Here is a 19,749-nt window from a genome sequence, read left to right on the forward strand (position 1 = left end):
AGGGGTGTTGTTGCGGTCAGTGACCGTAGGCTGTGAGTGATCGTTTGATGGGCTGTCCAGTTTGGTCGTTGTGCCAGATCGCCGCTGTGAGTGCGAGGATCCGGCACAAGACCCGGGCTGACACTCCTGCAGGGCTCTTGCCGCCGTGTCGTTCCAGGTTGAGCTGCCCCTTGAAGGTCTGATTGATCGACTCGATGACCTGCCGCAGCGGTTTGAACAGGTGTGACCCGGTCAGCTCGGCTTCCCCCTTGCGGGCTGGCCGCAGCAACTTCAGGTGACGCTCGGCAAGGCCGCGCTCGAACTCGCGGCCGAAGTAGTTCTTGTCCCCGATGATCGTCTGCCCGGGGTGAGCGGCGAGGACGTCTGGCGCGGTATCGAGCATGTCGCGCAGTGTTTCGCGCTCGTCCGCCCCGGTGAGTGCGAACAGGACCGGCAGTCCGCCGAGTGTGCACACCAGGTGCAGACGCAGCCCCCAGAAGTATCGCGAGTGTGATGCGCAGTAGCCGTACTGGGCCCAGCCTGCCAGTCTCACGGGAGCAACCGCAGCCGACCGGTGTGGAGTCGACCAGCCACACATCGTCGCTCCACAGTGAGGTATCGCGGGCCACGATCCGGATCATGCTGGTGAGCAGTGAGAACGCGGCGCGCAGCCGCTTGTTGTAGCCGGACTGCTGGGGCACGTAGGGAAACAGGTGGCCGAAGTCCCGCCCGACGCGGCGAAGCCAGCGCCGCTCAGAGGTGTATCCGAGCAGCGCCGACATGACCGCGAGCGTGATCAGCTCGGCGTCACTGAGTGTGGGCGTGATTCCGATGGCAGGCCGCCACGGCGCCAGCCACGGTGAAGCCTTCAACTCGTCGTCAATCCGGGCATAGAGTGCCGTTGCGAGGGTGTCCAGGTTGTTAGTCACACATCGACGTTGGACGCCCTCGCCTCATGTCCGCAGGTGATCCTCTGGACTCATTCAGGGATCCGGGGCGTGCCCACTGCGGTGACTATGCGTCACGGCTATTTCGCAGGGCCTGGATGAGCCAGGGGTACACCGGGATCAGGTTCGGTACTACGTGCCAGCCGTTGACGATCCATACCAGCTGCCAGTATCGGTCTACCCGGGGATCGTGCGTCTCTTCGAACTGCTGGGCCATCCAGTCCCGGAATTCCGTGTCAGGGGTGCGCGCGAGCACCTCGGCGAAGCGGTGCACGAGGTCGTCGATGACGGGTGCGCCCCTGTCGTTGAGCGGGTCGATGCCCGCCTCCATGGCCTCGGCCACCTTCTGACGGGTGAACTCCATCAGTTCCTCGCCGGCATCGCATTCGATGTCGAGCGGGCGCCCGGCCGCCTGACGTACGGCCGTCCGGCGCATCCGGGCACGGAAATCCTCGTCGCCGACCAGCTCGGCGAGCTCCACCCACGCGGTGACCTGCTCGCCGGTCGGATCATCGGGGAGGTCGGGAGTGGCAGCGCGAACCATGGCCACCGCGGCTGGGTCGGCATCCACTGTGCCGAAGGTGCCATCCATGAAATCGTCGATCAGACGGCGGCGTTCCTCGCCGGACAACTGCGTGAGCCTGTGCATGAGCTTGGTCTCCTCGGGACTGGACCCGCGGCTGGCCACGACTCGCAGAACGCTCCGACGCAGTTGCAGCGTCCGGATCTGGACGTCCATGGCGTCGGCGTGCGCCGCGGCGACTTCCGCCACCGAGAGCTCACGGTCCAGTACCCGTTGAATCGTGGGCAGGTCCATGCCCAGCTCGCGCAGTGTGCGCAGGAGTTCCAGACGGAGCAGTGCGTCGAGGTCGTAGAGCCGGTAACCGGCGGGACTACGGGTGGTCGGCGCTACCACCCCCGAATCGGAGTAGAACCGGATGGTCCTCACAGACAAGCCGGTCCGCCGGGAAAGCTCCCCGATCGAGTAGAGGGTCGTAACGTCCATGTCCCCCACTCTGCTGTCTCCAGTCAGTGGAGACTCAAGGCCATTCCCCAGCCGGGCCCCGACCCAGACGTCCACCGAGTCGCTGAAGCATGCGTCGCGTGCTCTCCGCTGACCGCCAAAATGAAACGGGCACGCCTTGCACGTGCTGGGCGGGCGATGGCAGCGACATGCGACGCCACTCGCTGGCGGCCTACGACTACGAGCCCTTGGACTCAATCATCTAGGTAGTAGCCCGTGCCGCACCCCACGTCCAGGACCGTGCCCTGCTCGGGCATCGCGTCGGCCGCCAGGCGGGCCACGGCTTGGCGGATGGGCCCGTAGCTGCCGGTGGACAGGAACCGGTCCCGGGCCCGGGCCATGGCCGCATCGTCGCCGCTGGTGGCGCGGGTGCCCGTCAGAAGGCTGACGTAGCCGTGGCGGGCGATATCGAAGGTGTGGCCGGCCGGGCAGCGCAGTGCGCCGTGGCCGAGGTGGAGACCGGTGCGGCACGTTGGGCAGCGCAGGAGGTCGAGGAACGGTTCGAGGGCAGGGGACAGCGACACGGGCACAAGGCACTCCTGGCAACGGTGAAAGGGAGAGGTCTGTGCCTGCACGTGTTCAGAAAAACGCCGTCCCAAGGGGGAACGGGCCCGGCATCCGGCCGCCTCGGTAACGGGCAGCTCCGGGAACGTAAGTTCACGCAGCAGGCACACCAAGGAGGGCGACGCCGTCCGGCATCGCCCTCGGCCTCCCGGTCAGAGGAAGCAGTAGTGCGGGGTGCTCGTGAACGTCACACCGCGATTCTACGATTTCAGCGCACTGGGAAGCCGAAGGAATATCCCTGCTGCTTCAGCCACGGCAGGAGCTCGCGCAGGGCGGCCACGGTCTGGGAGCGGTCCCCGCCGGCGTCGTGGAAGAGAATGGTCGGGCCGTGGGGTATCTCGTTCTTGACGGTGGCGCTGATGGCGTCGGCGCCGGGGCGCTCGAAGTCCTTGGAGTCGGCGTTCCAGCCCAGCGGCCGCATCCCCCGGGAGGCCGCGAGGTGCCGGCTGTAGGGGGTGAAGGCACCGCCCGGGGCCCTGTAGTACAGCGGCCGGACGCCTCCGGAGGCTTTGGTGATCATGCGTTCGGCGTCCAGGATCTGTCGTGACTGGTACGAGTGGGACTTGGTGTCCATGGTGGTGTCGTGCGAGACCGTGTGGTCACACAGCCGGTGCCCGGCCGCCACCACCGCCTTGACCAGGTCCGGGTGAGCCTGGGCCTGTGTGCCCACCATGCAGAAGGTGGCCTTCACGCCGTTCTCCCGCAGCACTTGCAGCACCTGCGGTGTCCAGATGGGGTCCGGTCCGTCGTCGATGGTGATGTTGACGCCTTGGGCGCCGTGGTCCGAGGCGTGGGCGATGTCCGCCGACACCGGCGCCCGGCCGGTGCCGGAACCCGGTGCGGCGGGGCGCGCGGAGTGCTGCCCGTCGACGGGACCGGCCTGTGCGGTCCATACCGAGGTAGCGGCTGCCAGCGCCGTCACCCCGACCGCCGCCGCAAGTACCCGGCCGTACCATCCCCGCCCGCCATGCCGCGCCATGTCAGCCCTGTTCCTTGTCGTCGTGGTGGATTCCGTGCACCCGTCAGGACGGAGAAACGGCCCCGCGAGATCCCTCTGTTGCTGATCACGGACAATTCCGCAGGGGTTTCGAGACGCGTGAGCGTCCGCGTCGGGAGCCGGTGAGTTCGTTGACCAGCGGTATCGGGCCGGCGGTGCCTGTCCGGACGGACGCGTACGCCATCAACTCGCGGCCCCCGCCGCGTGTTTCACCTGGCCGGTGGGCTCCACCGGCAACATCGACCAGACCTTCAGCGTCGACGGCTCGCTGCTCCAGTCGGAAATCGTTGCCTGAGCTGGCCGGCTTCGTTGTTCCGGGCATGGCAAAGTGGCCGAAGCCGGTTGGTGGGACTGGGAGTTGGAGTCGGTGTTCGCACGGGTTGCGGGCCGGTTCGCGGGGTGGATCTGCGGTGGCGGACGCGGGACCAGGCGCGCGGTCTGCGGTCGGGTGCGGTCCGTCCGACTCGCCTGCGCCAGGCGGTAGTTCACACCGCTTCGCGCAGGTCATCGGATTCCTCGGGTGGGTCAGGAGGCGGTGGGCCAGCTGCGCAGCAGGGCGTCGAGTGCGTTGAGGATCTCGGTCCAGCTCTCCTTGGAGTCGGGGGCGCTGTGGCTGAAGCCGCCGGCGCTCTCCAGGCCGACGTAGCCGCTGAAGACACTGCCCAGCAGCCGCACCGCGTGTGTCTGGTGCGGTTCGGCCAGGTGGTAGCCGCGCAGGATCGCCCGCGTCATCTGGGCGTGCCGGACGCCGGCGCTGGCGGCCGCCGTCTGCGGGTCGAGCCGGAACTGGGCTGCGGCGAAGCGTCCCGGGTGGATGAGGGCGTAGTCGCGGTAGGCGTTCGCGAAGGCGGTCAGGGCGTCTTTGCCGGCCCGTCCTGCCACCGCGGTGGAGACCTGGTCGGCGAGTTCCTCCAGGGCGAGCAGGGCGATCTTGGTCTTGAGGTCGTGGGCGTTCTTCACGTGCGAGTACAGGCTCGCGGTCTTGACGCCGAACCGCCGGGCGAGTTCCGCGGGGGTCGCCTGCTCGAAGCCGATCTCGTCGGCGAGTTCTGCTCCTGCCCGGACCAGGCGCTCCGTGGTCAGTCCTACCCGTCCGGTCCCTGCCATGCTCATCCTCCGAATTGCTTCCCATCTCTGGCATCGACGATTATGCACTTGCCTAATCGAATTAGGTCTGCGCCAAGGGATGGGGCCAGGCGTCTGGCCGTCCCCCGTGACCGGCCGGGCAGTGCCTCGGCGGTCTGGACTTCCTGGGCAGGTGAGATCCCCGGGCCTGGCCTTTGACCGGGCCTGCCTTTGACCGGGCCTGCCTGTGACCGAGCCGGACGGCCGCCCGGCCGGTGTCCGGCTGTGCTCCTCCGGCGGCGGCGCCGGCGCCGGGCAGATGTGCCGCAGCAGGTGCTCGGTGTGCGTGGCCACCGGCACCGGGGGCGTCTGCCTGACGGCCGCGGCGAGGTCCGGGAAGGCCGGGCAGCAGGGCAGCTCGGCCGGCATCTGCATGGGCATCGATCTGGCCTGCCTGCTCCTGTAGGCACGCGGGAAGGAGGACGCGGGCACCGGCGCACGCCTGCGCACGAGTCCCTCACCCTGGAGGAGAAGGTCCAGCCGGCCGTGGCGGACCTCGCCGCGTCATCGCCCAGGTGACCGCGGCCGGGGGCCGCCTCCCGCTCCAGCCCCCCTCCCCCCGGTATCGCGGTCAGCGACACCTTTCTGCCGTCAGGTGTCGGTTCAGCCGGTTTTGCTGAACAGCCGGGGCCGGCTCTGCACGACGTCCTTGACGAACACGATGCCGTCGCTGTCCGCCAGGTGGGCCGGGTCGAGCGGGGCGTAGCCGAACCAGGGGGATACGCGGGGCGCGGGCCGCGTGTCGCCGAGGGCGGTGGCCAGCCGCGGGGCGTCGATGACGCAGCGGTCCTGCGGGAGCGCGTACAGGAGTCCTTCGACGGTGTCCGGCGGCGGGGTGTCCACTTTCTGGTGGCGGATCGTGCCGAGGGCGGTGGCCACGAAGGCATACTCCTCGCCGAGCCGGGCGCTCACCAGCGCACCGGCGCTCCACCACTCCAGCGGTATCCCGCCCATGCGCATCGTGCTCTTGGCCCGCTGGAGATGGGAGTTGTGGGCGTGGATGAGTGCCGGGCCCCGGGCGGCGAGGGCGAGGAGGTTGTGGGCCATCATCTGGTCCCGCAGGCCCACCAGCCGGGTCATGCGGGCCGGTGAGGTGTCGGCCATCCAGTAGTGGTAGCGCAGCAGGCCGGTCGCGGTGCGCCCGTACAGGCGTGCCCGGTCCCAGTCGTCCCGCGAGGTCGCCGTGGTCAGGTGCGGCGTCTGTGCGTCGAGCAGCGCCACCAGATCGTCGGCGAGCAGCCGCAGCCGGCCGGCCTCGGCCGACTGCCCCGCGGACTGGGCCGGGTCCGTCATCGCGGCGGGATGGGTCCACCGGTCGTCGGTGCCGAGCAGGTGGTCGAGTGTGGTTGCGGTGCAGGGGAGCAGGTTTGTGTCCACCCGGGTCGCGAGGTAGCTGTGGAGTGCGGTGAGGGCCTGCCGGGGGCTCGCGGCGTGGGTGATCTCCAGCGGGCCGTCGAAGCCGGCGAAGCGGAGCCGCTCGCAGGCGGGCCGGCCGTCGTTGGCGGCACGGACATTGTAGGCGCGCATCCAGCGCACGAGTTCGCGGTTGGCCGCAAAGGTGCCCCAGCCGTGGCTGAATCCGTGTTCCATGGCCTCGTCGAGAGTGCCGGTGCCCGAGGTGACGTAGTCGTCCACGGCCAGGCCCGTCAGGCAGTCGCTCTCGATCGCGATCGTCCGGTAGCCCTCCTGCTCGACGAGCTGCCGGAAGAGTTCGTTGCGCAGGCCGAGGAGAGTGTCCTCGCCGTGGGTGGGCTCGCCCAGGGCGAGCAGCCGGGGCCGGGCCGGGAGCAGCCTCATGACGGCGGCGGCCTCAACAGCATGGGCGGTGTCCTTGATGCCAGTAGCCATGCCTTCGACGGTATCGTTGAAGCTTCGGTTGAAACTTTTCCGCGATATCGGCAGGTTCATGGGGCGAAACCTTCAAAGCGGTGAGCGGCTCAGGCCGGTTGATCTGGCGCGTGGGCACGGTCTGTCCACGCAGGCGGTCAGGAATTACGAGGAGGCCGGCATCCTTCCGGCCGCCGGCCGCACACCCCACGGCTACCGCACCTATACCTCGCTGCACGCGGGGGCCCTGCGCGCGTTTCTTGCGCTGGTGCCCGGCCACGGCCACCGGACGGCGGCGTCGATCATGCGGGCGGTGAACGAGGGCGCGGTCGATGAGGCGTTGCGCCTCATCGACGAGAGCCACGCCCAGCTCCTCGACGACCGGCGGACCCTCCAGGCCGTGGAGAGCGCCCTGCGCGACCTGGAGCCCACCACGGGGTCCGGGCCCGGTGGGGGGTCCGGGCCGGCCGCGGGGTCCGGGTCCGGGTCCGGCGGCACGTTCATCGGGCCGCTGGCACACAAGCTCGGGATCCGGCCCGCGACGCTGCGCACATGGGAACGCGCCGGGCTGGTGCGCCCGCGCCGCGACCCGCTGACGGGGTACCGCGTCTACGACGAGGCCGACGTACGGGACGCCCGGCTGGCCCACCAGCTCAGGCGGGGCGGCTACCTGCTGGAGCAGATCGCCCCGCTGATCGCCCGGGTGCGGGCGGCCGGCGGCCTGGAGCCGCTGGAGGCCGCCCTGCGCGACTGGCACGGCCGGCTGTCCGCCCGCGGGCGGGCGCTGCTGGCCGGGGCCGCCGGGCTGGAGGCGTACCTCCACGAGCGCAGGAAAACCAGGTCCTGACCTGCGTCTTCAAGGTTGAAAAACACCTGCTCGGCTTGTTCTTGGCCTTCCGGTGCTGAACGGTGCCTCGCCTCCAGGTGTCCTGGCTCCAGGTGAAGCCCTAGGCCCGCGCGGGCAGCCAGCCGCGCTGGACGGCCCGTACGCCCGCCTCGAAGCGGCTGCGGGCCTCCAGGCGTTCCATGAGTTCGGAGGCGATGCGGCGGGCCGTGCGGGGCGAGACGCCCAGGCGCTTGGCGATCGTCTCGTCGGTGTGGCCCTCGGCGAGGAGGCGTACGACGGTGGCCTGCTGGCCGGTGAGACCGTGCCGGTCCACGGGGACGGTGTCCCCCAGCGGCTGCGCGCCAGCCCACGTCGTCTCGAACAGGGCGTGCAGCGCGGTCAGCGTGCCCTGTCCGGTGAGGACCACCGCTCCGGCCGCGGTGTCGTCGCTGCTGACCGAGATCAGCGCGGTCTTGCGGTCCATGAGGATCAGCCGGGTGGGCAGGGCGGGCACGGTGCGCACCTGGCCGCCCAGGGACGTGAGCCATCTGGCGTGTTCGACGGTGGCCCGGTCGGTGCGCACGCTGTCGAGGTAGAGCGTGCGCATGCGCACCCCGCGGCCGAGGAGGTCCCCGTTGAGCGGCCGGGACGCGGCCATGTTGTCCGCGGTCTGCGGGCCGCCCGGGGCGAAGGTGAGCAGCTCCTCGCTCACCTCGCGCGTGAGACCGGTGAGCCGGTCGCGTATCTGGTCCAGGCCCACCAGTTGTTCCACCTCGGGGTGGCGGGTGGCCGGGCGCAGCTCGGAGTACTCGGAGATCAGCTGGGCCGCGGCTGCCCGCGAGGCCTCCACGCGCTGCTGCTGCGCGGCGAGTTCGGCCTGCTGGCGTGCCATCAGGATCTCCATGCCGATGTCGGGCGAGACCGCGCGCAGCCGCCCCGCGTCCTCGGCGGACATCCGCACGAGCGCCAGTTCGCTCAGCATGTCGAGTGCGTCGCGTACGTCCCCCTCCGGTACCTCCAGGTGTACGGCGAGTTCGGCGACGCCCGCCTGCGGATGCATCAGCATCGTGCGGTAGACCGTCTCAGCGGCCGTGTCCAGACCCAGTGTGGTCAGCATTGGTAACCCCCCAGTTCCCATGGCTTTTGCCAAAAAGCGAAACGATCTTTCCAGACTGTTGCCGGTTACGACAGACGGTGGACGGAACAGGCCACGGACGGAACAGGCCAAAGCGGACGGCCGTGGTGGGTGCCCGTGTGCTGGGACGGTAGAGGCATGTACCTCGTCCACATCCATCTGGAGTTTCCGCCCCGGACCCAACTCCCCTTCGGAGCACGGGACATGATCCGGGCGGCCCTCACGGCGGACGACCTCGTCGAGCACGTGGCCGTGCATCCCCGGTCGCCGTCCCGGCTCACCCTCGGCTTCTATCTGCTCGCCGCCCGCCTGGAGGAGGCGGAGGAGAGAGCCGCACGGGTGAGCCGCCGGCTGGCGGAAGACGTTCCCGTCCTGCGCGGGGCCCGGCTGCGCGGCGCGGGGGTCCCGCTCGTGCCGCTGGCGTTCGAGCGGACGCCGGGCTGATCAAGCCGGTGGACTGATCGGGCCGCCGGACAGGGCCGGGCCGGGAGGGCCGCCGGGGCCGGGAGGGCGGCCGGTCGGGCCCGGGTCGTGGCCGTGGCCGTGGCCGCCGGCCGGGGCCGGTGTGGACGCATCCGTCCAAGGCCCCTTCCGTCCACCGGCCACCCCTTCCCGCCCGCCTGACCTGCGGCGAAGCTATGAATCACCGGCCGGGACACGCACCACCGCGGGGTGTGGGAACGGGCCGGAGCCGCCTCATAGTTGACGCCGGAAGGACCCGAACAGTCATGAGCCGCACTCGTATCGCCCAGGCCGCCGCGGTCGCCACCCTCGCCCTCGCGGCCACCCTCGCCGCTCCGGCCTTCGCGTCCGAGTCCGCAACGGCCCGGGTCTTTGCCGCCGGCGACGCGGGCTGGCAGGTCGCCCCCGCCGACGCCGGCTGGCAGTGAGCGGCCCCCCGCACCCGCCTGTGGCCCTGCTGCTCCCCGTGAGCGGCAGGGCCACAGGCGGGTGCGGCCCTCCTGGGCGCGGCCCCTGACCTTGGACCGGACAAGGGCCGTCACATTCTCCGCGCTCCGGCGCCGGCTCTCCCCCACGGCGGGCCCCGCGACGCCAAGCGGGCTCGGGGGCAGGGAAACAAGACCGCCTGGCCCATGGGCCAGGGCCAGTTCGGGCCGGTGCGGCATCCGGCGGCACTGCCGGTGCAGTCGCGCCACCGAACGCGCCAACTGGTGACGCCCCTGCCGCCCAGGCATGCGGCATCCGGCGCGGCCGTCCAGGAGGCGCCGCACGGCCGCCGCGGAACCCTGTCGGCCTCTTCCCGCGTTCCCAGTGAGATGACCTTCACCCCCGCCGCGCCTTCGGGCTACTGTGCGGCCGGACGGAGTTGAGGCCTGTGCCGCCGGGCGTCGTTTCGACGGTCCCGGCGCCGCCGCACCGGTTCGCCTGCTCGAGGACACCTCCGGTTCGGTGCCGGGTCGGCAAGGGGGGCAAGCGCGCAGCCCGGAGGCGAGGGCCAGCAGCCTTCGGGGCGGGTGACGGATGAGGGGGCGGGTACGTTTCCCTGCGGCGCAGCAGCCGCCCCTCATGGAGTTCGGCCGGCGGGCGTGTGTCGCCGATGCCGGGTTCGGGGATCCAGTCCGGTGACACTCCCCGGTCCCTCTCACCCCGGCACGACACCTGATGCCGCATCGCCCGCCGGGCGGCACTCGGCACGGGCCTGACGGCAGGCGTGTCGCACCCCGTTGCCGGCAGGGCTGCGCCGAGGTACCGGGCGGTGTCACTGGCCGCCGGCGGCGTGGCGTGGTGGGCGCCGCAGAACCCGGTTGCCGGTGCAGCGGCCGACGTCTGGGTCGCCCCCGCGGGCAGAGCAGCGAGCGGCGCCCTGCCCCAGTAGAGGTTATCTGCGCCCCCGACACTCCGAAATCTATGTCCGCCGGAGTAGACATTGTGCGGTGGCGTGGTTATGGTTTCTCTCGTAGCCAAGGGAGAGCAAGCCCGGCAGAGATGAACTGCCAGGCGGTAGTACCGCAGTTCGCAGGACGGTGCGGTGGTGGAGTTCCGAAGCCAGGGCTTTTGCAGGACGGTGACGGGACTGACGACCGGACCGGGTGGCCCGCAGTATTCAGGGGCCGCCGTTCAGCAGTGCAGTGGTGAGTGGCTTCTCGGTGAAGGCGTCGGGCTGCGGGCGCGCGTGCCGGGAGGTTCGGCGGCGGGGTTCTGGGCCGGAGCGGTTCAGGTCGGTTCCAACGAGGCCGGCTGCCGGACAGAGTGGCGCTTTCCGGGGCCACCAGTAGTTCGCATCACCAGGAGTACCCGCAGTACAGCAGTAAGAGCGGTATCAGCAGTTCGCAGTACCGGTTTTGGCAAGTGATGGGTTCAGAGGGAAGAACGGAGGAGTTGAGCGCCATCAGGATCGCCCGGGCGTACGACGTGAGCCCGGGTACCGCAGGACATCGATAGGTAGGTGGTCTCCGGTCACGCATCCGCGATCCCCGCATCCCGCCCGCGTATCGGGCGGCCGTGCGGACTTCAGTAGGCCGGCGCAGCACTGAGGCCGGCAGATGGTGTAGCAGTTCCTTCGGGGCCCTGGTGCCGTACAGCACCAGGGCCCCTCCACGCGTTCCAAGAAGAGGCACCTGGCCGCCGAGGCGGGGATCGCCGTCGTCACCGTCCCGCCCCGGAATACCTCCCGGCACTGCCCCCGTTGCCTGAGCCCGCTGCGGCAACGGGGGCAGTGCCGGGCTGGAAGTGGGCCTTGTGTCCCGACCGGGCCGGATGCGGTTGGCAGGGCGACCGCGACCACGGCACCTGGCAGCGCATCGCCGCACGCGGCCTCACGCATCAGGCGTCCCGCGCAGAGCCGCGCGGTCATCCGCCGGTAGGCGGCCTGGATACCGCCGACGCCGCGGCGGGCGAGGAGGGAGCAGCGGGGCCACGCGATCCCACCGGTCATCAGACACAAGATCATCCGGCACCTGCAGAACTCTGCCGCCCGCTAGCCCAACTGCCAAGCCCCTGAACCAGAATTCATTCTGAAATGATCAGTAAGGGAGGCCTTCCCCGTGGGGTGCCTGCGGCCGGCGGTCCGCGCCCATGCGACGAGCCCGTTCTCGCGAGCCGACCGGAGCCGAATGCGAGCGGCAGATTCCGGGAGCCGCGCACACGTGGGAACCGTGCGCAGTGGGCAGAGCGCAGGGGCGGGCCCGATCAGTTGGCCGACGTGTTCCGTGTCATCTCGGCTGCCTCGGTGATGGCGCGTTGTCTGAGATCGCCGAACAGCTGCATCGTGACGGCGGCCAGGACGTCGTCCCCGCCAACAGTCCGCCCGTCCCCGCGGCGGGTGGACAGGGCGAGGAGGGGGTCCTTGAGCAGCGGGGCCGGGGCTGGCTCGCCCGGCACCACCAGACTGACCGTCCCGAACCGCTTGACCCCGCCCTCGCGGACGACCTTGGCCGCGTCCCGGGCCAGGGCCGTCAGGAACACGCTCACGATTCCGTCCAGGTCGCGGACCATCGCCGGGACCGCCCTCACCCCCCGGCTTGCCAGCAGCCTTCTCACCCCGGCCTCGAACCGGTGGGCGCCAGCCACACCACTCGGTGTACGCGCCCCGCGGCGCTCACGAAGAGACACGAGCGCACCATCGGCGTTGCGCACCTCGCCCATCAGGCCGTGGAAGGTCGGGCTGTGCAGGTACCACGCCGATCCCACCTCCACCTCGACGTTCCGGTCGATCGCCGAGATGAGGTCCTTGGGAATCAGCCTCTTCCTGGCCTCCTCGGCCGCCGCGCTTCTCGCGCCGTCGATGATCTCCGTCAGCACGGTCCGCGTCACCGACGCGGCGGCCCACGCGGCCGGCCGGGAGACGTGCAACGAGGTCACGTCCCTGAACACCGCTTTGACGAGCTGAGGCTTGAACGGCAGGTCGGTCACGAGGGAAGCGGTCTGCGGACCGCTGCGCTCGGTGCGTAGGGGTTGTGTGGTCATCGAAGAATGTGCTTTCTGCTGTCGGAGGTGTCAGTGGCCCATGCCGCACCAGGCGGCGAGACCACAGAGCTCTGCGGAGGGCGCCGAGCCGGCACAGGGCCTGCCGGGCGGGGCCCGCTGGCACACAGAGGTGCAGGCGGCCCCGCCCGGATTCTCGGCGTTCCGGCGACCGTGCGTGCGGCAGGAGGTGCCACCCGGGCGACGCGCTGTGGTGCGGCGCCGTGCCGGTCAGGCGACCTGGTACCTGCCGACTTCCAGGAAGTGGCGCAGTGCTTCGGGTGTGTTGTCGTCGAGGGCGGCGTTGGCTGCCGCGCGCAGGGCCGGGCTGATGGACGGGTCGGCGAGGATGCGGGCGATGGCGACGCGGTCGTCCTCGGCCTGGGCGATGCGGTAGCCGGTCTCCAGCCAGGCGCGGATCGCGTCGGAGTCGTTGGCGTCTAGGAGGGCGTTGACCTCGGCGATGACGCGCCGGCCGCTGTCGGGGTCGGCGAGCAGGCGCGTGATGGCGACGCGGTCGTCCTCGGCCTGGGCGATGCGGTAGCCGGTCTCCAGCCAGGCGCGCATGGCCTCGGGGTCGTTGGCGTCCAGGAGGGCGTTGGCTTCTCGTGTCACACGCTGGCCGCTGTCCGGGTCGGCGAGGATCCGGACTATGGCCACCCTCAGGTCGTCGGCGTCCGGCTCGTTGGCGGACGAGGACACCGCGGGCACCGTCACCGCGGTCGGTGCCGCCGTGGCGGCGAAGGACGGGGTGGCGAGCAGGAGGGCCGGGGCGAGGATGCCCGCGGCGATGCCGGGCGCTACGCGATGCAGTCGCAAGGGGAATGCTCCTCTTCGTTTGCTACGGAGGTGAGTTGAGGACGCCTCAGGGCGTTCACTTCGGTGATGCTGCCACCTGGGTCTGACAGTGGCAGTTGCCCCGCTGCGGTCGCAGGGCACCGTCGCCGCGGACGTGGCCGGTGTTTCATGGCGGCGCGCCTTCGAGAAGGGCGGCCTTGAGCGCGGCTCGTGGCTGTCGGGGCATGATCGGGCGAGACGATTCCTGGGGGCGGTCGTGGTGTGGTCCGAGCGTGTGGTGGGGCGCGACGGGGTTCGGCTTGTCTGCCGGGACCGGGGCGGGCCGGGGGAGCCGGTCGTGCTGCTGCACGGCTTGGCCGGTCATGCGGGTGAGTGGGAGGTGGTGGCCTCGCGGCTGATTGCCCGGTATCGGGTCGTCGCGGTCGATCAGCGCGGGCACGGCGCGAGCGAGCGTCATCCGTACGCGCCGACATCCACCTCAGCCTGCTCCAACTCGCCTGCAGCATCATCTGCTTGAGACGACTCCGAACTTCATTCTGAAACGATCAGTAAGCTGATCAGAGACGCTCCCCTGTGCGCCGCTCTCGGCTGGGAACCGGCCGTGCTGGAAGCCGCGCAGGGCGCACCGGCCTCGTCCGGGCGCCGCACGCGCCGCCCGGGGCTCTCCGAAGAGGTGCTGCGGGCCTATGCCTACGCGTGCGCTTTTTGCGGATACGACGGCATGCTCGGCCGTAACCCCGTCGGCCTGGAAGCGGCACACATACGGTGGCACAGCCAGGACGGCCCCGACACCCTCGCCAACGCACTCGCCCTGTGCGCGCTGCACCACATCCTCTTCGGCCTCGGGGTCCTCGGCCTCTCCCCCGGCCTGCGCATCCAGGTCTCTCCCCTGTATGTCGCCCGCAGCCACGCCGGACACGCCGTCGGCATCCTCCACCGCCGGCCCCTCGCCCCGCCCCGCCCCGGCCACCCCAGCCCCGGCCCGGAACACATTCACTGGCATCACCAGCAGGTCTTCAAGCACGCCCCCACGCCCGTGGCGCGGTGAGCGGGCCCCCGGCAGCCTGACACGGTGCCAGATCCCCGAGCCTGGCCGGCGCATCGTCAAAGATGCTTGCGCCCATGCCCGTCGCCGGCGCCGCTCCCCCACCCCGCCACCCGTACCCGCTGGTTCGGGCCGGCCGGCGGCGGGCTTCTGGCGGCTTTGCCTTCTCTTTACAACCTGTTCTGCTGCTGCCTCGTCTCTGTGCCCGATCCGTAATTCAGCCCGCCGCATCACCGGGCGGGCCGACCGACGAAAGAGAGCGATTCATGCGCCGAACTGTCCTCAGCGCCGCGGCACTTGCGTGCACGGCCGTGCTGGCGAGCACGGCGGTCGCGTTCGCCGACGGGGCGAGCCCGGCTTCCTCGACCCGTCCGGCCGCCACCACCGCCCCGACCCCGGCGGCGAGCGCCGCACCGACCCGGGCGGCGACCCCGAGCGCCGTGCCGACGCGGGCGTCGACTCCGAGCGCCGCACCGACGCGGGCGTCGACCCCGGGCCAGGTCGCCGTCGTACCGAAGGGAGCGCCCGACACCGGTGTGACGCCGGCGTCGGCGCAGTCCGAAACTGGGGGCGGGCTGATCGGCGGGGGTGCTGCCGCGGTGGCCGCCGTGGGCGGCGCGGCGGTCTTTCTCGTGCGTCGCCGGCGGGCGAGCGGGGCATGACCCTGCCCTCCAGGCGCGCCTTCACCGCCGCGGCGATGGCCTCGTTGCTCGTGGGCTGCGCCGGCCCCGGGGCCGGCCAGGCCACGACGGCCGCACGCCCTGGGCGTACGCCCTCGTCTTCGCGGGCCGCCGCGAAGCCGGCGCATGCGCTTGGGCGTTCGGTCCCCGTCGGGTTGCAGATCCCGGCGATCGGGGTCGACACCCCGCTCCTGCGGCTGGGGCTGGCCGCGGACGGCAGCGTGCAGGTGCCGCCGGTCACGGCGCACGACCGGGCGGGCTGGTACCGGCACTCGCCGACGCCGGGGCAGAGGGGCCCGTCGGTGATCCTCGGCCATGTCACGGTCGGCGCTTACGGGGACGGGGTTTTCCGTCACCTCGCGCGGCTGCGCCGGGGCGAGCGGATCGTGGCGCGCCTGGAGAACGGCACGGCGGCGGTGTTCGCCGTCACCGCCGTACGGACGGTTCCCAAGGCCGACTTCCCGGCGGACGCGGTGTACGGGGACGTAAACCGTCCGGAGCTGCGGCTCATCACGTGCGGCGGCCCCCGCAACGGTGACGGGTACCTCGACAACGTGATCGTCTTCGCCGCGCTGAGCTCCGCAAGCCCCTGACCCCCGCCGCCCGGATCCCGGGCCGGCGGACCCACGTGTGCCGGCGGCCCGGGATCCTTCCCTATGAGTGCCATCACGACCATGGAGAGCGTTGAAACGGTCCCGCGAGAGGGCAGCGTCCGAGCTGTTCGCCGCCCTCTACCCGCGCCTGGCCGGCTGGTGCCGCCGGCTGGTCGACGACGACGAGACGGCTCACGAGATCGCCTCGGAGGCGTTCACCCGGCTCTGGGCCCGCTGGACTTCCGTGGCGGAGCCCCGGGGTTTCCTCTACGTCACCGCGGCCAACCTCGTGCGGGACCACTGGCGCAAGCTCGAGCGTGAACGCAGAGCCGTGCACCGGGTCACCGCCGAAGCCGCGCTCCGCCCGCCGAGCGAACAGGCCGATCCGTCGGTACGTCTGCTCGTGCAGTCGCTGCCGGAGCGACTGCGCGTCCCGATCCTGCTGCACTACTACGCTGACATGCCGATCCGGGAGGTGTCCGTGCTGACCGGGCGCAAGGAAGGAACCATCAAGGCCGACCTCCACGCGGCCCGAGAACTGCTCCGTGCCCACCTCAGGAGAAGCCTTGATCACACACTCTGACGACGGTCCGGACTTCGAACCCGACGACCCCCTCGCCGTCATCCTGCGGCCCCCTTCCGACTATCTCGGCCCACCGGCCGGCCGCTACGAGGCGATCCGCCGCGGCGCGGCCCGCCGCCGGCTGCTGCGCGCCGCGGCCGGGGCCGGCCTGGCGTGCGCGGTCGCCGCCCTCATCGCGCTGCCGCTGCACCTGGCCACGCCCGGCGCGCCCCCCTCCCCCACGGTCCCTCTCGCCCCGCCGCCCGCGAGCAGTTCCCCCACCGCGCCCGCCCCGCCGGCGTCGCCCGAGCCCGTCAGCCCCAGCCCCTCCGCAGGGAGCAGGACCCAAAGCGCCACCACCACCCCGACCAGGGCGGCCGTCCCCACCCGCGCACCGTCGGCGACACCGGCCTCGGCGTCCCTCGCACCATCGGCCCCGGCAGCCACACCCGAAAGCAGCACCCGCCCGTAGCCACGGTCAGCACGGCCGCAGCGGTCCGCGGGCCTCGGACGGCGCCCCCAGCGGCAGAGCGTGCCCGCCGGATGCTCCGCCCCGGGCGTCCACCGCCTCCCGCGCGACGGACACTTCGCGGTGTCCCGCGCGTCCCGCAGGGCCGCCACCCCCGCCCGCACTCGGCGGGCTTGATGCCAGTGCCTGGAGCGACACACGCCGAACAGAACCGGGCCTTCGGGCCGGCGTCCGGCTGAAGCCGTTCACCGCAGGCCGGGCAGTACCGGGCGGGCGCCCGGCCGGAACCATCGGCCACACCACCAGGCCAGGCCCGGCGGGAGATCACACTTCAGCGACTTCGAAAAACGGGCACTCAGCTCTCGTGCGCGCAGCCGGCGGCCGCCTGATGAGCCGTCAGCCACCCGTTGTGGTCCGAGGGAGCCAACACATGCCGCTCCCTGCCCCCTGCCCCCGCGCTGCTTATGATCTACGCCTGCTACTCATGTGCCGGACGGAGACATGCTCCGTTCACCTGATGGAAGGGTGCGTGTGGCACTCATACGGACACTCAGACCGCTGGCCGTCCTCGCGGCGACAGCCGCCCTGTTCGCCGGGATCACGGACCTGCCCGCGGCCGCGGACGGTACCGCGGTGACGAAACTGACGCTCGGCACCGACCAGTTCAAGATGACCGACACCAACTACGAGTCGGCGACGAACAACCTCTACAACAACGTCCTGACAAACCACGCCAACCTCACGGACGTCGTCACCACCGACTACACGAAGAACTCGTCCGGGGCCACCGACGCCTGGATGAACCTGCGTTCCATGCGCGCGTGCGCCGGCAGCGAGACGCAGGCGCTGCCGCCGGTGAACAAGAAGGTCGCCTGGTGCTGGTCCTCGGCGCATGCCGACGACACCACGCCGCGCTGGTTCCCGCAGGGCATGAGCACCACCGGCACCGCCGACGGGGGCGACGGCGCCATCCAGGGCAAGCACGTCTCAGCGGTCGCCTGGCACTACAAGACGTTCAAGACCAACTCGGCCGGCGACCTCGAGGCCAACGACGGCTGCAAGACGAACAACCTGCTCAAGGTCTCCTTCATCGACCGGGACACCGGCAAGTACCGGCACGTCCTGCTCGCCGAGCCGACCAGCACCTCATCCAGCGCCTCGAACTTCAAGTTCGTCACCGGCCACGGCGGCGGCATCGTCTGGTACGCGAACTACCTCTACGTCACCGACACCGCCAACGGCATCCGCGTCTTCGACATCAACAAGCTCGCCAAGGTCGACACCTACGGCTCCGGCCTCAACTCCTACGGCGTCAGCGGCGGCAACTCCAGTGCCTGCGGCTACCCGTACGTCCTGCCCGAGGTCCACTACTACAAGCAGGCGTCCACACCGGCCTCGTGCTCCACGAACGCCGTCGACGGGACCCCCGACGCCGACGCCCTGTGCTATTCCTGGCTCTCGCTGGACAAGACCGGCGCCGGCCCGTTCAAGCTGGTCACGGGCGAGTGGTACGGCAATGTCGCCGGCGGCCGGGTGGTGCGCTACCAGCTCAACCCGACGAGCGCCTCGGCCTACCCCGGGCTGCTGAACATGTCCGGCGGCAAGACCGTGATCCAGGACGCGTACGCGGCCTCCGGCTACCAGGGACTGCAGGGCGGCATGACCTGGACGGACGATGCGGGCCTGCTGAACTTCGCCTTCAGCAAGGGCTGCGGCACCAAGCCCGCCGTCTTCTCGCACACCTGGGCAGGTGACACCCGGGCCGTGACCAGCTGCGCGGCCGGCGGCAACTGGGCGGTCGGCTCGCCGCAGGCCCTCAGCTACTGGCCCAAGCTCGACACGGCCCAGGTGGACGAGCTGTGGGGGCTGACGGAGGGCATCTGCGCCGGCACCTCACTGCGCGCCTCGTACCCGTACGAGTTCCCGGCCGTCTCCGAGAGCGGCAACGCCTGCACCGGCTACAACAGTTCGGACAATCTGTCGCTCCGCTCGGTCTTCGCCGTCGGTTTCACCGACCCGGCGGTCCAGAACCTGCACTGACCTACGACAGCCCGGCTGACCCACACCCGGGGCGGGCCCCGGACAAAGGCGCCACCCGGCGCCCCGGGCCCCGCTCCGGGCGCATCACCGAGCACGGCCCCGCCCATGGACAAGCAGGTGCACGATCCGCCGTCCGCCGGGCGCCCCGCGTCTCCCGGCTGCGCACCGGGCGGGTGCCTCCGGTGCGCCGGCCCGCGTCTCGCCGCGGGCCTGCACGGCGCGGGCCGTCCCCGGCGCTGTCTGCGGCCTTGCTGCTCAGGGCCTTGTCGCCGGCCGCGTCGCCTGGTCTTCTGTACTCCGGCCGGTCGGCCACGCGTTCGCCGCCACCGTGGCGCACGCACCCGGCGCGGGCCGGACAGCAAGACCAGCAAGGACAGGAGCGGCGTGGAATCAGTGGCTGGGCAGGACGTACGGGGCATCCTGCCCGAGGGGCTCGGTGCGGCCGTACGCGATACCGCCGAGGAGATCGCCGCGCTGCTGCGCGGGGGCGCCGACATGGGGCGTGGGGTGCCCGGGTCGCAGTGGACCGTCGGGCAGGCGGCGGCGCATCTGGCGCAGGCAGGCGAGCTGATGGCCGATATCGCGGCGGGACGCGCGCGCAGCTGGGGGGACGGCACGCCGCAGAGCCTTGCCGCGGCCAATGAGCGGGCGCTCGCCGCGTTCGGCGAGCGGAGGGCCGAGCCGCTGGCCGCGATGATCGTGGCGCAGGCCGATGCCTGTGTGACGGCGCTGGAGGAGAGCGCGGCGGGGGCAGCTCTTGTCTCCCCGCTGGGTCCGATGGGCCCCGGTGTGCTGGGGTCCTACCTCCTGACGCACATGCTCGGCCACGGCTACGACCTCGCCCGTGCGCTGGGGTGTGCGCACATGATCGACCGTGCCCGGGTGGAGCTGACCCTGCCGTTTTTGATCACGGCCATGCCGCGGGTGAGCGAGCCCGCCCGCACGGCCGGGCTGAGCGCCTCCTACGCGATCCGCCTGTGGGGCGGCGGACGGTTCGGTGTGCGGGTGGCCGGCGGTGCGGTGGCTGTGGGGCCGCGGCCGCCGGACCGCCCGGACTGCACCATCCTCATCGAGCCGGTCACCTTCCTGCTGATGGCACTGGGCCGCCGCGGTCAGTGGAGCGCCATCGCCCAGGGCCGCATCCTCGCCTGGGGCCGCAGGCCGTGGCTCGCTCCCCGCTTCCCGGCTCTCTTCACAGCGCCCTGAACCGCAGC

At 71.2% G+C, this 19,749-nt stretch carries 17 protein-coding genes and 5 pseudogenes; 12 read left to right on the plus strand and 10 right to left on the minus strand.

The window, feature by feature from the left end:
* Positions 1–16 precede the first annotated feature (16 nt).
* The 5 genes and pseudogenes from GTY58_RS00410 to GTY58_RS00430 all read right to left on the minus strand — a co-directional run bounded on the left by GTY58_RS00410 (position 17) and on the right by GTY58_RS00430 (position 4,618).
* Positions 17–908, minus strand: a pseudogene (locus tag GTY58_RS00410) (IS982 family transposase).
* An 85-nt stretch (positions 909–993) separates the two neighbouring features.
* Positions 994–1,932: a MerR family transcriptional regulator gene (locus tag GTY58_RS00415; protein WP_037652249.1), complete on the minus strand. Its 939-nt coding sequence runs from the start codon at positions 1,930–1,932 to the stop codon at positions 994–996.
* Between the two features lie 221 nt (positions 1,933–2,153).
* Positions 2,154–2,480, minus strand: a pseudogene (locus GTY58_RS00420) (putative RNA methyltransferase); the annotation flags it as partial.
* A gap of 242 nt (positions 2,481–2,722) precedes the next feature.
* Positions 2,723–3,493 (minus strand): polysaccharide deacetylase family protein, encoded by a 771-nt coding sequence (locus GTY58_RS00425; RefSeq protein WP_010981517.1) that lies wholly within the window; start codon positions 3,491–3,493, stop codon positions 2,723–2,725.
* Between the two features lie 543 nt (positions 3,494–4,036).
* Positions 4,037–4,618, minus strand: a complete 582-nt coding sequence (locus GTY58_RS00430; protein WP_010981518.1) for a TetR/AcrR family transcriptional regulator — start codon at positions 4,616–4,618, stop codon at positions 4,037–4,039.
* Positions 4,619–4,823: 205 nt separating this feature from the next.
* Here GTY58_RS00430 and GTY58_RS39995 point away from each other — a divergent pair, with 205 nt between their 5' ends.
* Positions 4,824–5,042 (plus strand): FBP domain-containing protein, encoded by a 219-nt coding sequence (locus GTY58_RS39995; RefSeq protein WP_010981519.1) that lies wholly within the window; start codon positions 4,824–4,826, stop codon positions 5,040–5,042.
* Positions 5,043–5,239: 197 nt separating this feature from the next.
* Here GTY58_RS39995 and GTY58_RS00440 read toward each other — a convergent pair whose 3' ends face one another.
* On the minus strand, positions 5,240–6,484 hold the full coding sequence (locus GTY58_RS00440; protein WP_010981520.1) for an erythromycin esterase family protein: 1,245 nt from the start codon (positions 6,482–6,484) through the stop codon (positions 5,240–5,242).
* A 58-nt stretch (positions 6,485–6,542) separates the two neighbouring features.
* Between GTY58_RS00440 and GTY58_RS00445 the strand changes: the two genes are divergently transcribed.
* Positions 6,543–7,310 carry a TioE family transcriptional regulator gene (locus GTY58_RS00445; protein WP_010981521.1) on the plus strand — a complete coding sequence of 256 codons (768 nt, stop codon included), beginning with the start codon at positions 6,543–6,545 and terminating at the stop codon, positions 7,308–7,310.
* A 100-nt stretch (positions 7,311–7,410) separates the two neighbouring features.
* On the opposite strand, the gene GTY58_RS00450 is transcribed toward GTY58_RS00445, so the two are convergent.
* On the minus strand, positions 7,411–8,406 hold the full coding sequence (locus tag GTY58_RS00450) for a helix-turn-helix transcriptional regulator (RefSeq protein ID WP_010981522.1): 996 nt from the start codon (positions 8,404–8,406) through the stop codon (positions 7,411–7,413).
* 156 nt (positions 8,407–8,562) lie between these two features.
* Here GTY58_RS00450 and GTY58_RS00455 point away from each other — a divergent pair, with 156 nt between their 5' ends.
* Both GTY58_RS00455 and GTY58_RS39280 read left to right on the plus strand, forming a co-directional pair.
* Positions 8,563–8,868, plus strand: a complete 306-nt coding sequence (locus GTY58_RS00455) for a hypothetical protein (RefSeq protein WP_037652235.1) — start codon at positions 8,563–8,565, stop codon at positions 8,866–8,868.
* Between the two features lie 284 nt (positions 8,869–9,152).
* A complete protein-coding gene (locus GTY58_RS39280) occupies positions 9,153–9,314 on the plus strand; it encodes a hypothetical protein (protein ID WP_167544187.1) in 162 nt (53 codons plus the stop codon).
* 1,902 nt (positions 9,315–11,216) lie between these two features.
* On the opposite strand, the pseudogene GTY58_RS40000 reads toward GTY58_RS39280, so the two are convergent.
* The 3 genes and pseudogenes from GTY58_RS40000 to GTY58_RS00465 all read right to left on the minus strand — a co-directional run.
* A pseudogene (locus GTY58_RS40000) lies at positions 11,217–11,342 on the minus strand (IS5/IS1182 family transposase); the annotation flags it as partial.
* Positions 11,343–11,574: 232 nt separating this feature from the next.
* Positions 11,575–12,351: a hypothetical protein gene (locus tag GTY58_RS00460; protein ID WP_010981524.1), complete on the minus strand. Its 777-nt coding sequence runs from the start codon at positions 12,349–12,351 to the stop codon at positions 11,575–11,577.
* 228 nt (positions 12,352–12,579) lie between these two features.
* Positions 12,580–13,167 (minus strand): ALF repeat-containing protein, encoded by a 588-nt coding sequence (locus GTY58_RS00465; protein ID WP_010981525.1) that lies wholly within the window; start codon positions 13,165–13,167, stop codon positions 12,580–12,582.
* A gap of 235 nt (positions 13,168–13,402) precedes the next feature.
* On the opposite strand from GTY58_RS00465, the pseudogene GTY58_RS00470 reads away from it, so the two are divergent.
* The 8 genes and pseudogenes from GTY58_RS00470 to GTY58_RS00505 form a co-directional block, all read left to right on the plus strand.
* Positions 13,403–13,606 (plus strand): annotated as a pseudogene (locus tag GTY58_RS00470) (alpha/beta fold hydrolase); the annotation flags it as partial.
* A gap of 189 nt (positions 13,607–13,795) precedes the next feature.
* Positions 13,796–14,194: pseudogene (locus GTY58_RS00475) on the plus strand (HNH endonuclease); the annotation flags it as partial.
* A 263-nt stretch (positions 14,195–14,457) separates the two neighbouring features.
* Positions 14,458–14,853, plus strand: a complete 396-nt coding sequence (locus GTY58_RS40005) for a Tat pathway signal sequence domain protein (protein WP_078234661.1) — start codon at positions 14,458–14,460, stop codon at positions 14,851–14,853.
* Positions 14,850–15,464, plus strand: coding sequence for a class F sortase (locus tag GTY58_RS00485; RefSeq protein ID WP_010981528.1), 615 nt, complete (start codon positions 14,850–14,852; stop codon positions 15,462–15,464). The genes GTY58_RS40005 and GTY58_RS00485 overlap by 4 nt, the downstream gene beginning before the upstream one ends.
* A 91-nt stretch (positions 15,465–15,555) precedes the next feature.
* Positions 15,556–16,047 carry an RNA polymerase sigma factor gene (locus tag GTY58_RS00490; RefSeq protein WP_010981529.1) on the plus strand — a complete coding sequence of 164 codons (492 nt, stop codon included), beginning with the start codon at positions 15,556–15,558 and terminating at the stop codon, positions 16,045–16,047.
* Entirely contained in the window at positions 16,031–16,498 is a 468-nt protein-coding gene (locus tag GTY58_RS00495) for a hypothetical protein (RefSeq protein WP_078234660.1), read from the plus strand. Before GTY58_RS00490 ends, GTY58_RS00495 begins: the two co-directional genes overlap by 17 nt.
* Positions 16,499–17,026: 528 nt before the next feature.
* Positions 17,027–18,535, plus strand: a complete 1,509-nt coding sequence (locus GTY58_RS40010) for a hypothetical protein (protein ID WP_242432067.1) — start codon at positions 17,027–17,029, stop codon at positions 18,533–18,535.
* 384 nt (positions 18,536–18,919) lie between these two features.
* Entirely contained in the window at positions 18,920–19,741 is an 822-nt protein-coding gene (locus tag GTY58_RS00505) for a maleylpyruvate isomerase family mycothiol-dependent enzyme (protein WP_037652240.1), read from the plus strand.
* The last annotated feature ends 8 nt before the right edge of the window (positions 19,742–19,749 follow it).

This window comes from Streptomyces sp. SID5469 (assembly GCF_009862865.1).
In the GTDB taxonomy this organism is placed as follows: Bacteria; Actinomycetota; Actinomycetes; order Streptomycetales; family Streptomycetaceae; genus Streptomyces; species Streptomyces avermitilis.

Bases quoted from the DNA above. Each gene is read 5' to 3' on its own strand.
- GTY58_RS00485 (WP_010981528.1), top strand. From the start codon at position 14,850: ATGACCCTGCCCTCCAGGCGCGCCTTCACCGCCGCGGCGATGGCCTCG.
- GTY58_RS39280 (WP_167544187.1), top strand. From the start codon at position 9,153: ATGAGCCGCACTCGTATCGCCCAGGCCGCCGCGGTCGCCACCCTCGCC.
- GTY58_RS00415 (WP_037652249.1), bottom strand. From the start codon at position 1,932: ATGGACGTTACGACCCTCTACTCGATCGGGGAGCTTTCCCGGCGGACC.
- GTY58_RS00425 (WP_010981517.1), bottom strand. From the start codon at position 3,493: ATGGCGCGGCATGGCGGGCGGGGATGGTACGGCCGGGTACTTGCGGCG.
- GTY58_RS00460 (WP_010981524.1), bottom strand. From the start codon at position 12,351: ATGACCACACAACCCCTACGCACCGAGCGCAGCGGTCCGCAGACCGCT.
- GTY58_RS00440 (WP_010981520.1), bottom strand. From the start codon at position 6,484: ATGGCTACTGGCATCAAGGACACCGCCCATGCTGTTGAGGCCGCCGCC.
- GTY58_RS00445 (WP_010981521.1), top strand. From the start codon at position 6,543: ATGGGGCGAAACCTTCAAAGCGGTGAGCGGCTCAGGCCGGTTGATCTG.
- GTY58_RS40005 (WP_078234661.1), top strand. From the start codon at position 14,458: ATGCGCCGAACTGTCCTCAGCGCCGCGGCACTTGCGTGCACGGCCGTG.
- GTY58_RS00430 (WP_010981518.1), bottom strand. From the start codon at position 4,618: ATGGCAGGGACCGGACGGGTAGGACTGACCACGGAGCGCCTGGTCCGG.
- GTY58_RS00450 (WP_010981522.1), bottom strand. From the start codon at position 8,406: ATGCTGACCACACTGGGTCTGGACACGGCCGCTGAGACGGTCTACCGC.
- GTY58_RS00455 (WP_037652235.1), top strand. From the start codon at position 8,563: ATGTACCTCGTCCACATCCATCTGGAGTTTCCGCCCCGGACCCAACTC.